The organism is Enterococcus sp. DIV1444a (genome assembly GCF_051712125.1).
GTDB lineage: Bacteria > Bacillota > Bacilli > Lactobacillales > Enterococcaceae > Enterococcus > Enterococcus faecalis.
Map to the genome: position 1 here is coordinate 332323 of NZ_JBIOOG010000001.1, position 12833 is coordinate 345155.

Annotated in this window: 10 protein-coding genes and 1 other annotated feature; of the genes, 8 read left to right on the top strand and 2 right to left on the bottom strand. The window is 38.4% G+C overall.

The genetic code is table 11. From position 1 onward, the window contains the following. Positions 1-9: 9 nt before the first annotated feature. The 8 genes from IGI87_RS01850 to IGI87_RS01885 all read left to right on the top strand — a co-directional run bounded on the left by IGI87_RS01850 (position 10) and on the right by IGI87_RS01885 (position 10899). Positions 10-1263, top strand: a complete 1254-nt coding sequence (locus tag IGI87_RS01850; protein WP_002355251.1) for an MFS transporter — start codon at positions 10-12, stop codon at positions 1261-1263. A 134-nt stretch (positions 1264-1397) separates the two neighbouring features. Continuing rightward, on the top strand, positions 1398-2336 hold the full coding sequence (gene arcC / locus IGI87_RS01855; protein ID WP_002355252.1) for a carbamate kinase: 939 nt from the start codon (positions 1398-1400) through the stop codon (positions 2334-2336). Between the two features lie 6 nt (positions 2337-2342). Further along, positions 2343-3563, top strand: coding sequence for a dicarboxylate/amino acid:cation symporter (locus tag IGI87_RS01860; RefSeq protein WP_104853833.1), 1221 nt, complete (start codon positions 2343-2345; stop codon positions 3561-3563). Positions 3564-3652: 89 nt separating this feature from the next. Beyond that, positions 3653-4714 carry an ureidoglycolate dehydrogenase gene (gene allD, locus IGI87_RS01865; RefSeq protein WP_002413499.1) on the top strand — a complete coding sequence of 354 codons (1062 nt, stop codon included), beginning with the start codon at positions 3653-3655 and terminating at the stop codon, positions 4712-4714. Then, positions 4714-6135, top strand: a complete 1422-nt coding sequence (locus tag IGI87_RS01870) for a citrate transporter (protein WP_373879335.1) — start codon at positions 4714-4716, stop codon at positions 6133-6135. Before allD ends, IGI87_RS01870 begins: the two co-directional genes overlap by 1 nt. Positions 6136-6159: 24 nt before the next feature. Beyond that, the gene (locus tag IGI87_RS01875; RefSeq protein ID WP_164982914.1) at positions 6160-7383 is read left to right on the top strand and encodes an amidohydrolase family protein; all 1224 of its coding nucleotides are present in this window, start codon (positions 6160-6162) and stop codon (positions 7381-7383) included. Between the two features lie 592 nt (positions 7384-7975). Continuing rightward, entirely contained in the window at positions 7976-9364 is a 1389-nt protein-coding gene (locus tag IGI87_RS01880; protein WP_438736114.1) for a PcsB-like coiled-coil domain-containing protein, read from the top strand. Positions 9365-9481: 117 nt separating this feature from the next. Next, positions 9482-9711, top strand: a binding site (T-box leader). Positions 9712-9771: 60 nt separating this feature from the next. Further along, the gene (locus IGI87_RS01885; protein ID WP_104858234.1) at positions 9772-10899 is read left to right on the top strand and encodes a 5-methyltetrahydropteroyltriglutamate--homocysteine S-methyltransferase; all 1128 of its coding nucleotides are present in this window, start codon (positions 9772-9774) and stop codon (positions 10897-10899) included. 50 nt (positions 10900-10949) lie between these two features. Here IGI87_RS01885 and IGI87_RS01890 read toward each other — a convergent pair whose 3' ends face one another. Together IGI87_RS01890 and IGI87_RS01895 are read right to left on the bottom strand one after the other, a co-directional pair. Continuing rightward, complete coding sequence (locus tag IGI87_RS01890) at positions 10950-12134, bottom strand: AI-2E family transporter (protein WP_104853837.1); 1185 nt, start codon at positions 12132-12134, stop codon at positions 10950-10952. Positions 12135-12149: 15 nt separating this feature from the next. After that, entirely contained in the window at positions 12150-12665 is a 516-nt protein-coding gene (locus tag IGI87_RS01895) for an HdeD family acid-resistance protein (RefSeq protein ID WP_104853838.1), read from the bottom strand. Between the last annotated feature and the right edge of the window lie 168 nt (positions 12666-12833).

The following is a 12833-nucleotide window of genomic DNA, read 5'->3' on the forward strand; positions in this document are numbered from 1 at the left end:
GGAGAAGACATGGAGAATAGTAAAAAAAATCAAGCAGTGCAAGTGAGCAATAGTTACTGGATTAAAGTCGTAGCCATTTTCTTCGTAGGTTGGATTTTAATGTACGCAACACGAACTATTTTTAATCCAGTGATGGGGGTCATTGGAGAACAATTTGGTCTAAGTAACACACAACTTGGTTTAGCCAATAGTATCTTCTTTCTAACCTATGCTGTTGCACAGATTCCTTTTGGGATGATTGGCGATAAAATTGGGCGGAAATTAGTCATTGCTGTTGGGTTTATCGTTCTTGCTATTTCTACTTATTTTAGTGGATTAGCGACAACCTTTGTTATGTTTTTAGTCATTCGTGCAATTGCTGGTATTGGTCAAGGCGCTTACTATGGCCCGCAATATGCGCTATCGACAGAAGCGATTCCAGCAAGTAAACGGACCATCGGTAATGCCATCATCAATAGTGGGATGGCCTTCGGTACATCAGGTGGGTACTTACTTTCAAGTAAGTTGGTTTTAGAAAATGGTGAACATTGGAGCAAACCGTTCTTTATTATGGCGATTCCAACGTTTATCGTAGGAATTCTTTTCTATACAATTTTGAAAGAAAAAGTGATTCGTCCTGGTGAAGAAGCTGCAAGAGCAGCTGCTGAAGAAGGACCACAAGAAAAGATCTCATTAAAAGAAATTTTCTCAAATCGTAATTTATTAGCCGCATTTATTTTATGTTTCACAAGTATTTATGCAAACTTTGTCATTATTACTTGGTTGCCACAATTTTTAATTGCTGAACGTGGCTTTACAGGAGCGAGCGTTGGTTTCATTTCATCACTTGTACCATGGGCCTCGATTCCAGGCGCCTTAATCTTCGCTCGTTTGAATGATAAAACAGGTGCGACGAAAAAATTAGTCTTTACATTAGTACCTTTAGCAATCCTATCTGTCTTTGCGATTGCTTTTGTAACAAATCGGACATTGTTAATTTCTGTTTTAATTCTTTATGGGTTAACAGGAAAATTAGCATTAGATCCAATTATGGTGACTTTTGTTACCAAACATGCACCAAAAGCGGCCTTAGGAACAACGTTAAGTGCCTATAATTTTATCGGGATGTCAGGGTCAATCCTAGCACCGTATGTCACAGGATATTTAGCAGATACAGCAGGCTCAATGCAAGTTGGCTTCTATCTTTCTTGTGTACTATTAGTTATTGGTTTACTAGCTTTTGCTTTCTTAGCTAAAGATGAAAGTAAACCGAAATTAGGTTAATTATCCCTTCGATAATGACTGAAACAATCAAAATGAGCAAGACAAAATCTTTCATTTCGTAAACAAATTATTTCTTATCCGTCGATACTGAAAAGATTTTGTCTTTGCTTTACTAAAAAGGAGCGAATCAATCAATGAGTTTAAACGTAATTGCCCTAGGTGGGAATGCTATTTTAGATACAGATCCAACAGATGAAGGCCAAAAAGCCGTCGTTAATCACGCGGCCAAATATATTGCAGAATTTGTTGCCAAAGGGGAACAAGTCATTGTCTGTCACGGAAACGGCCCACAAGTAGGGAATTTGCTTTTACAACAAAAAGCAGGCGAAAGTGAAAAAAATCCAGCGTTGAAATTGGATACTTGTGTTGCGATGACACAAGGAAGCATCGGTTACTGGTTACAAAATGCTTTAACTAATGAGTTTGAAAAACGTAACATTGCTAAACCAGTTATTTCTGTAGTTACGCAAGTACGCGTGGACAAAGAAGATCCGTCGTTTAAAAAACCATCCAAACCAATTGGTCCATTCTATACAAAAGAAGAAGCTGACGCGGAAGCAGCCAAAGATGGCTCTACGTATGTGGAAGATGCTGGCCGTGGCTACCGAAAAGTCGTTCCATCACCAATGCCTAAAGAAATTGTTGAAAAAGAGGCGGTACGTGCTTTAGTAGAGGCGGATGTTTTAACTATCTGTTCTGGTGGCGGGGGCATTCCTGTCGTAGCAGAAGACGGACAATACGTAGGTGTGGAAGCGGTTAACGACAAAGATTTTTCTGCACGTGTTTTAGCTGAAAACGTTGATGCAGACCGTTTGATTATTTTGACAGGCGTTGATAACATCTACATTAATTACAATCAACCAGATCAAAAAGCATTAGAACAAATCAGTGTAGCCGAAGCAGAAGAATACATTAAAGAAGGTCACTTTGCTGCTGGTAGCATGCTACCAAAAATCGAAGCTGCCTTAGACTTCGTAAAAGGTGATGACAAACGGAAAGCAATCATTACTTCTATCGAAAACTTAGAAAACATCGATAAAGAAGCAGGAACTGTGATCAGTCAAAAGGGGTAGTTTACCATGAAAAAACCGTCCATGATCACCCAAATTGCAATTGCTGTTGTCGTAGGAATCCTCGTAGGACTCTTGATTCCTGCTAGCGGCAATTACTTGAAAATAGTTGGAGATGTCTTTTTGCGACTGATGCAAATGGCCATTCCCATCTTAATCTTAGGACAAATTGTCCAAGCAGTTGGCAGTATTAATCCAAAAGAATTAACGAGCCTTGGGGGCAGAACAATCGCTGTTTTCGGGATTTCCTCCTTAGCTGCTGCTTTATGGGGCGTCCTAATGGCAGTCATTTTTAATCCAGGATACGGTGTTAAAATGACTGGCTTTCAAAATGCTTCTATTAAAGCGCAAGAAATCTCAATCACTGATACGATTTTAAATTTCGTTCCGAAAAATATTTTTGATTCACTGACTCAAGGATCGATTATTCAAATTATTGTCTTTGCATTATTTTTTGGTTTAGCACTGAATAAATACTTACAAAGCCATCCAGAGACACAACTCTTCCAAATAATTGTGGACTTTAATGAAGTTATCATTACAGTCATTCGATACGTTATGTATCTAGCACCTCTGGGGATTTTTGCTTTAATTGCTTCAACAATTAGTCACTTAGGCCTTCAAATTATTTTACCGTTAGTGAAGTATCTATTGGTCTACGGATTAGGAACTATTTTATTTTTGGGCATCTGGATTTTGGTTATCACATTGTACTGCAAAGTAAGTCCACTACGTTTAATCACAAACATGAAAAATATGTCTGTGATGGCCTTGGCGACAACTTCTTCAGCAATTACTTTACCAGTAGCTTTGGAAGAAACAGAAACAAAATTAGGTTTAAGTAAGCGGATTACTAACTTAGTGTTGCCATTAGGCATGTCGTTAAACAGTAACGGTTCAGCGATGCATATGGCTTTTACTGTAATGACTATCGCTCAGATGTATCAGCTAGAGTTTGATATTACGAAAATGATTTACTTAGCAATTACAGCAACGTTTGTCTCACTAGCAAACGCAGTTGTTCCCGGTGCGGGCTTAGTCTCACTGGCAGTGATTGTTCCGCAAATGGGTTTACCCATTGAAAGTATTGCAATTTTTGCAGGGGTCGAATGGTTTGTTGGCATGTTACGAACAATTTTAAATGTCAATTCAGATGTTTACTCTGCTATTCTAGTTGCAAAATCAGTGGATGAAATTGACTATACTGTCTTTAACAGTAGCAATAAGTAGTGAAAAAAGGGGAGGAAATGCAAGGACGAAGAAGAAAATCACTTGTTTTCTTTCCCTTTTTTAAGATTAATGATAAAGGAGCAAACGCAATGGAAGAAATGGTTGTCGTTACACCGGAGAAATTAGAAAAGCTGATGAAACAAAAATTAGAAGCTGCTGGTTTACATTCTGAACATGCCGAAGAAGTTGCTCGACATTTAACTTTTGCAGATGCTAGCGGTATTCATTCACACGGGGCGGTTCGTATGGATTATTATGCGGAACGGATTGCAAAAGGCGGGATCACGATTGACCCCGAATTATCATTTGAAAAAACTGGACCGTCCACTGCCATTTTTCATGGCGATAATGGCGTGGGTCAATTTGTTTGTAACGAAGCATTAGCTGCTGCAGTTGATCTAGCCAAAGAATCAGGGTTAGCATATGTTGGCGTTTCTCAAACGAGTCATAGTGGGACGTTATCGTATTATGTTAAAAAAGCAGCGGAACAAGGCATGGTTGCTCTTTCAATGTGTCAATCTGATCCAATGGTGGTACCGTTTGGCGGTACAAGCAATTATTTTGGGACAAATCCAATCGCTTTTGCAGCACCTAGAGCAGGTCATGAACCAGTCGTGTTTGATATGGCCACGACAGTACAGGCTTGGGGGAAAATTTTAGATGCACGTTCAAGAGATGTTGAAATTCCCGACACATGGGCAGTAGACGAAAAAGGCCAGCCAACGACTGATCCTTATGAAGTACGAGGTTTATTGCCGATTTCAGGACCAAAAGGATATGGACTAATGATGATGGTCGATGTCTTAGCTGGTTCGTTGTTAGGCTTACCTTTTGGCAAACATGTCAGCTCCATGTATGCGGATTTAACGGAGAAACGGAATCTGGGTCAGATGTTTTTAGTCATTGATCCAAGCCGCTTTACAGATTCTGAACGATTTAAAGAAAATATTAATCAAATGGTGGAAGAACTTCATAGTGTGCCTACAGCAGAAGGGTTTCAACAAGTTTACTACCCAGGAGAAATTGGTCAGCTAAACTATCAAAAAGCCATGTCAGAAGGCATTGAAATTCCACAAAGTATTTATGATTATTTAGTTAGTGAGATTGTACATTACGATAAATATGGCGGGCAAGGTGCCTTTGCCAAATAATGAGGAGCGCAGAGAGTATTCGCTGCTGCGTTGCTCTCGCCTTCTTTCTATTGGAGGAAAGTAAAATGAAAAAATCGTCAAAAGTAGCACTTATTTTTGCATTCTTAGTTAGTATTTTTGTGCCAGTTGCGGCCTTTGCTGATGAGATTGGGGATGTAGTTGCCCCGACAGGAATCATGGCATTAGTTGTCATTATTCCATTGATTGTTGTTTTGGTTCTATTGTTTATGAAAGTCGATATGATTATTGCTGGTTTAATTGGCGGGGTCTTAGCGATGCTGATTGGCGGCATTGGATTAGAAGAAGCGAATAAACAGATGTTGGAAGCTATCCCAATGATGTTAGGAATTACCGTTCCCATCATTAATTCAGCTGTTGCGATGGCTGTCTTTAAAGCAGGTAGTTATTCAGCCGCATTAACTTTAGCCAAACGAGGCACAAAAGGAAAAGTCGAGTATGTTTCAGCTTTTATTGTTATCTTATTAGCCGCAGCCACATATATGTCAGGAATTGGTGGCGGAAGTGCGATGGTTATTGCGCCATTGGCCTTTGCTGCAGTTGGCGTTGTTCCTGAATTAATTGCAGCCATGTCTTTAGCTGCTGCGGTATCATTTACAACATCACCCGCTTCATTAGAATCAAGTATTGTTTCAAAATTAGGCGATATCAGTGTAGGTTCATATGTTTCAACCATGCGACCTTACTGGTTATTCTTCGTAGCCTTAGCAATTGTTTTAGCCTTTTGGGGAACGAAACACAGAAAGATTGGCTTTAAAGAGTCGGCAGATGATGAATTTGATAAAAAGAGCAATGGTGAATTATTTAAAATTACCTTGCCAGCCATCTTCTTATTGTTTGCTGTAATTTTTGGACCAATTGTGAATGACTTAATTGGTTTTGCCTTCTTTACGCCACTTGTATACATGATTTTAACATTAGTTTTAATTTTCTTATGTACAGATTTCTCAATGAACAAATCTGTCGAAGCGATGGTAGATGGGTCTACATATATTTTGACTCGTTTGTTCCAAGTAGGGATTTTCTTAGCCTTTATTAATGTTATTGCACAAACCGGAACGTTTGCTGTAATCGCAGGTGTTGCCGAAAATGCACCAGCCTTTATTGTCGTGCCAGTTGCCATTTTAACAGGGATTTTAATTGGGATTCCAGCCGGGGCCTATGTTGGTTCTGTTTTAACTTTAGTGTTACCGGTTGCTGTATCGTTGAACTTCCCGCCGTTAGCATTAGGTTTTGTAGCAATGGGTGTTGGTTTAGGTAGTCAAATGAGTTTCGTTAATATTACTATGCAAGCTTTATCTTCAGGTTTCCAAATTCCAATTTTGGATGTTGTTAAAGGAAACGTGAAATGGTTAAGTATTGCCTCTGTACTATTATTAGTTATCGGTTTAATCTTTGGATAAAAAACAATTTAGGGAGTGGAAAACATGGATTTATTAATTAAACAAGTTCGTCTTCAAGACGGTGAAGCATTACAAGATGTAGCTATTAAAGAAGGAAAAATCATTGAAATCGCCCCAGTTATTACTGGCGATGCCAAAGAAGTCATCGAAGCAGATGGCCGTGTTTTAATCCCCGGTTTTGTAGAAAGCCATTTACATTTGGACAAAGCATTGATCGCTGATCGTAAACCAAATAAATCAGGTACGTTGAAAGAAGCGATTGAAGTGACTGCAGAATTAAAACCAACATTTACCGAAGAAGACATTTACGACCGTGCCAAACGTGCTTTAGAAATGTTAATCGTTCATGGAACCACGGCGTTAAGAACGCATGCAGAATTTGACCCAGCACAAGGTTTTACTGGCTTCAAAACAATTATGCGTTTGAAAGAAGAATACAAAGAGTTAATTGATATGCAAGTAGTTGCGTTTCCGCAAGAAGGAATTTTTAAAGCTCCTGGAACAGAACAAATGATGTATGAAGCAATGGATATGGGCGCAGACGTTGTCGGCGGGATTCCTTATAATGATGCACCAGCGAAAGAACATATTGATTTAGTGTTTGAAATTGCCAAAAAATATGATAAAGACGTGGATTTACACCAAGATTTTGCCGATGAAGCTGATGATATGAGTATTGAATACTTATGTGAAAAAACCATTGCTGAAGGCTACCAAGGCCGTGTTTCAGTGGGCCACTTAACGGCATTGCACGCCTTACCAGAAGCAGAATTGGCGCCCATTATTGCAAAAATGGCGGAAGCAAATATTAGTGTGATGGCTTTACCAGCAACGGATTTACATTTAGGGGCTCGTGGTGATCAGTACAATGTTCGACGTGCTGTTACGCCAATTCGTAAATTACGCGATGGTGGCGTGAATGTCTGTATTGCTACAAATAATATTCGCAATGCTTTTACACCATATGGCACAGGGGATATTGTTCAAACGGCGATGTTAGCCATTCCTGTTGGGCACTTAGGTGGAGCGGATGACTTAAAAACAGTGCTACCAATGGTAACAACAAGTCCTGCTCGTGCGATGGGACTAGAAGGCTACGGTGTCGCAGTTGGGAATAAAGCAGATTTAGTCTTATTAGACACAAAAGTAGTTGAAGATGCGATTATTGATATTCCTGAACGATTATATGTCATTAAAAATGGCCGTGTCACAGTTAAAACAGATAAAAAAGTCGAAATCATTCGTTAAGAAAAAATGTTTATAAATGTCTTTTAATGAAAAAATCAAGAAGAGGTCGGGACAGAAGTGTTTAACTCCGAGAACTCTCAAGGACAAAACTGTGACGAGAAAACACCTTAGAAGTTGTTGAGAACGAAGCAACGCGTAGTGTTGCTTCTGTTCCCGTCGTTTATCAGTTTTTGAGCGTGGAGCAAAAATCCAAAGTGATTTTTGTCCCACGCTCTTTTTGATAGAAAAAGTTGTATTTGAATACATTTTGTAACAAAAACGTTTGATAAAAAGAAGGAAAAATGATTAATTTTACGAAAAAAAGCATATATCAACAAAAAAGAAGCAAATTTTGAATAAAAAAAGAAAAAATATGAAAAAAAATCGAAGAATTGTTTAACAATTGAAAACACATGAAAACCAGTGATATCAAGGTGTGAAAGCCTTACAAAAGGTAAGTTTACCTATTATGGAGAGAGAACGAGTAATCTGAAATGTTTTTGTAACATTTCTATTGCTTAATTGAAATATGGGTGTGGTAGAATGATTCTGTCGTAAGAAAAGATTAAGATATTTTAAATAAACTTTAGAAATTAATTCGGAGGAATGACAAGTGAAGAAACGTCTATTTGCATCAGTATTACTATGTTCATTAACGCTATCGGCAATTGCTACTCCAAGCATCGCTTTGGCGGACAATGTTGATAAAAAGATTGAAGAAAAAAATCAAGAAATTTCATCATTAAAAGCAAAACAAGGAGATTTAGCTTCACAAGTATCTTCTTTAGAAGCAGAAGTATCTTCAGTATTTGACGAAAGCATGGCTTTACGTGAACAAAAGCAAACACTAAAAGCAAAATCAGAACAATTACAACAAGAAATTACAAACTTGAATCAACGTATTGAAAAACGTAACGAAGCAATCAAAAATCAAGCACGCGATGTTCAAGTTAATGGACAAAGCACAACAATGCTAGATGCAGTTTTAGATGCGGACTCAGTTGCAGACGCAATCAGCCGTGTTCAAGCTGTTTCAACAATCGTAAATGCCAACAACGACTTAATGCAACAACAAAAAGAAGACAAACAAGCCGTTGTTGATAAAAAAGCTGAAAACGAGAAAAAAATGAAACAACTTGAAGCAACAGAAGCTGAATTAGAAACAAAACGTCAAGATTTACTTTCTAAACAATCTGAATTAAATGTAATGAAAGCTTCATTAGCATTAGAACAATCATCTGCTGAAAGTTCTAAAGCTGGCTTAGAAAAACAAAAAGCAGCTGCTGAAGCAGAGCAAGCACGTTTAGCTGCTGAACAAAAAGCTGCAGCTGAAAAAGCTAAAAAAGCTGCTGCAAAACCAGTTCAAGCTAAAGCTGAAGTGAAAGCAGAAGCACCAGTTGCCTCTTCTTCAACAACAGAAGCACAAGCACCAGCAAGCTCAAGCTCAGCAACTGAATCAAGCACGCAACAAACAACTGAAACAACTGAAACAACTACACCAAGTACAGATAATAGTGCAACAGAAAATACTGGCTCTTCTTCATCAGAACAACCAGTACAACCTACAACACCAAGTGATAATGGAAGTAATGGTGGCGAAACTGGTGGTGGAACAGTTACACCAACACCTACACCAGAACCAGAGAAACCAACACCACCAACACCAACACCTTCTGCTGATCCAACAATCAATGCATTGAACGTTCTACGTCAATCATTAGGTTTACGTCCAGTAGTATGGGATGCAGGGTTAGCAGCTTCTGCAACTGCTCGTGCAGCACAAGTTGAAGCAGGCGGCATTCCAAATGATCACTGGTCTCGCGGAGATGAAGTTATCGCAATTATGTGGGCGCCAGGTAACTCAGTAATCATGGCGTGGTATAATGAAACAGGCATGGTAACAGCTTCAGGTAGCGGTCACCGTGATTGGGAAATTAACCCAGGTATTACACGTGTCGGTTTTGGTTACTCAGGTAGCACAATCGTAGGACACTCAGCCTAATCAGCAACGATAAAAATAGACGTAAGCAGCTTCTGAAAAGAAGCTGCTTTTTTCATTACTATTTCATCCGTCTCCGTTGACAAATTTGCTAAACGTGGTATTCTAATTATAATCTAATAATTTCCGTTGAATAGGAAAGTAAATACAAGACAGCTGGTAGAGAGACTTTGGTTGGTGAAAAAAGTTAGGTGTCTGTATCGAAAAATGGCCTAGGAGGAATTTTTGTCGAAACGTAGGCAAAAACGTAATGTCTTTCGTTAACAAGACCGCTGATTATGATTGTCAGTTGAAGGGAAAGAGTCATCTTTCCGAAAAAAGGTGGTACCGCGATAATAATCGCCCTTTTACTAGTTACGGCTAGTAAAAGGGCGTTTTTTTATAAATAAAAATAGGAAAGAGTGAGGCAAATGAGTAGTCAGATCCCTTTTACAGTTGATCATGTGGGAAGTTTTTTACGTCCGGAAACAATTAAGAAAGCACGGAAAAAGGTCCAAGCAGGTGCTTTATCTCAAGCAGAGCTACGTCTTATTGAAGATGAGGAAATCAAAGCATTAGTAGCAAAACAAAAAGCTGGCGGCTTACGGGGAATCACAGATGGTGAATTTCGTCGCGGTTTTTGGCATATTGATTTCTTAGAAGGATTAAATGGCGTGACAGGCTATATCCCAGAAACGGGGTATAACCAAACCTTTCATGGAAAAGCAGCTCCGGCCTATAATATCCGCGTAGTGGATAAAATATCTTTTCCTGCGCAACATCAATTTTTAGAGGACTTTTCATTTTTAAAAGAGGTGGTGGAAGTTGGTGATGGCACGGTAGCCAAAGCAACAATCCCTAGTCCGACCATGATTTTACGTCAAGAAATTTTATCCAATGATGGCACCTCGCGTATCCAAACAATTTATCCAGAGATTGGCGCTTTTTATAAGGATTTAGCACAAACATATAAAGACGCAATTGCGGCCTTTTATGAGAGAGGTTGCCGCTATTTGCAATTTGATGATACAAATTGGGCGTTTCTAGCGGATCAGACAAAACAAGAAGAATTACGAGCAAAAGGAATACAGCCAGAAGAAATTGCACAAGTGTGTACCACGATTATTAATGAAGCCTTGGATGGTAAGCCAGAAGATTTAACTGTAACTACACACATTTGCCGTGGGAACCATGCTTCGTCTTGGTTATTTTCAGGTGGTTATGAACCGATAGCAAAAGAATTATTTGCTACGAATTATGATGGTTTCTTCTTGGAATATGACTCAGATCGTGCAGGGGACTTTTCACCATTAAGACATTGGCAAAATAATGGCAGCAAAGTCGTTTTAGGTTTAGTTACTTCTAAGTTTCCTGAACTAGAAGAGACTGAGCAAGTGAAAGCACGAATTCAAGAAGCCCAACAGTTTATTCCTTTAGAAAACTTAAGTATTAGTCCGCAATGTGGTTTTGCTTCGACGGAAGAAGGAAATCGTTTGACGGAGAAAGAACAATGGCGCAAAGTTCAATTACTTCAAGAAATTGCTAAAGAAGTATGGTAAAAAACTGGGACATAAGTCTAAATGGCTTACGTCCCAGTTTTTTCATTATATTATTTTAAATATTGATCTTTAGTAAAATTTGTGTATTCATATTCGCCTTTGTTACCATAAAAGCGATTATAGCGTTGTTTGAATTTGCGGAATAAATAAATGACCGTTACTTTAACTAGGCAATACATTGGAATCCCAAAGATAACGCCCATTAAACCAAACAGTTCACCCATAACTAACAAGACAAGTAAAATGGTAATTGGATGGACTTTTAATTTATCGCCCATCACACGAGGAATAACAAAATCACCATGAATCAATTGGATGGCGAACCAGACGATAACAAATTTAACTACCATAAATGTGGAATCCTGAAAGGCAATAATCAATCCAGGAATAAAGGCAATAAATGGCCCGATATAAGGAATAATACATAAAATACCAGCAGCTAAAGCTAAAATGCTACCAAATTGTAAACCAATTAATAGAAAAGCTGGCCAATACATAATCCCTAAAACCAACGAAGCAATGACTTGACCTTTTAGATAATCGCCAATTTGAATATTGGCAATTTGACTATATTCATCAAAATCAGGACGAAAAGCTGGGGGAATCATGCCTTTTACAAAGCGATAAAACTTTTCTTTGTCCTTTAAAAGGAAAAAGGCGATGATAGGTCCTGTAAACAAGGTTAGGAAAGTAGAAGAGACTGCAGAAAAGACGCTTCCCAGACCTTGTGCGCCTGTTTGTAGGTAATCCCCTGCAAAGTCTTTAAAGGAGTTTGCCAGTTTGCTCCAGAGCTGATTAATGGACTCATTAGCAGATTCTAAATCTTTTACAAAAGGTGTTTTAGCCATAAATTGTTGTACTGTTTGGAGCGTGCTTTTCCAAAAACTTGGGAATTGTTTGATTAACTCTTCCGTTTGGTCTTGAATAATTGGGAAAAGTTGCAGTCCAGCTAACACGAGTAATGCAATAATTAAGACATAGAGAATCGCAATCGCCCAAACACGGGGGACTTTTTTCTCAAGGCGTTTCACCATTGGATTAAGCAAATAAAATAGAATAATACCAAAAAGTACCGGGCCTAAGACGGCACTGAAAATAACAAAAATCGGTTTAAAGATAAATGAAACGGTGTTGAATAAAAAGATAGTTACAGCAATTAGACAAAGGATAGTTAATGTGTAAAGTAAATTTTTCCCACCTAAAAAGCGGATCCACTTGGTACTTTCTTTATCCATAAGTTGCTCCTTTCGTTAAGCTTTATTTCTAAAATGACCAATAATTTCAATGATTCCCATGAAAATCAGGATAAATCCAAAGACTTGCATCAAAACTAAGAGGCTTTTGAAGGGGTTGAAAACTAAAACGGCTCCAGCGATTAAAACGAGAACACTGTAGATAAGCGCGCCTGTTTGACGAGTATTTAAAGCAAAAGTCAATTGAACGAGGCCGTTTATTACAATACTAATCCCTAATAAAAATGGCAGAATCGAAACGATCACTGGTGCAAAAAATAAAAAGGCTACTGCTAAGACAACAAAGATTAAACCTGTTACGAAACCAAGTCCCCAGCTACCTGTTTGTTTTTTTATTTTGTAGTCATCATAAATATTAATTAACCCTAAAAGCATCAAATAACCAGCAATTAAATAACCGACGAACTGGAAGAAAGCACCGGGATTAAAGACAATGGCACTTCCGATAACGATAAAGACGGCGTCGCGTAATAGGGTATGGCGCCGAAAATTTTCTCTAAAAGTTTGGAACATAAAAATCCTCCTCAATGTTATTGGTTCTTTTATTCTAGCGGAAAAAAGGAAAAAGTGCGAGTGGTAGCTCTAAAAAGTGTTGGAAACTGTGTCTTTAGAAAAAGTAACATTAAAAATTAAAAAAGTCTTACAAATGAGCGAAAATTGGCATATAATGGAAAGTGAAAT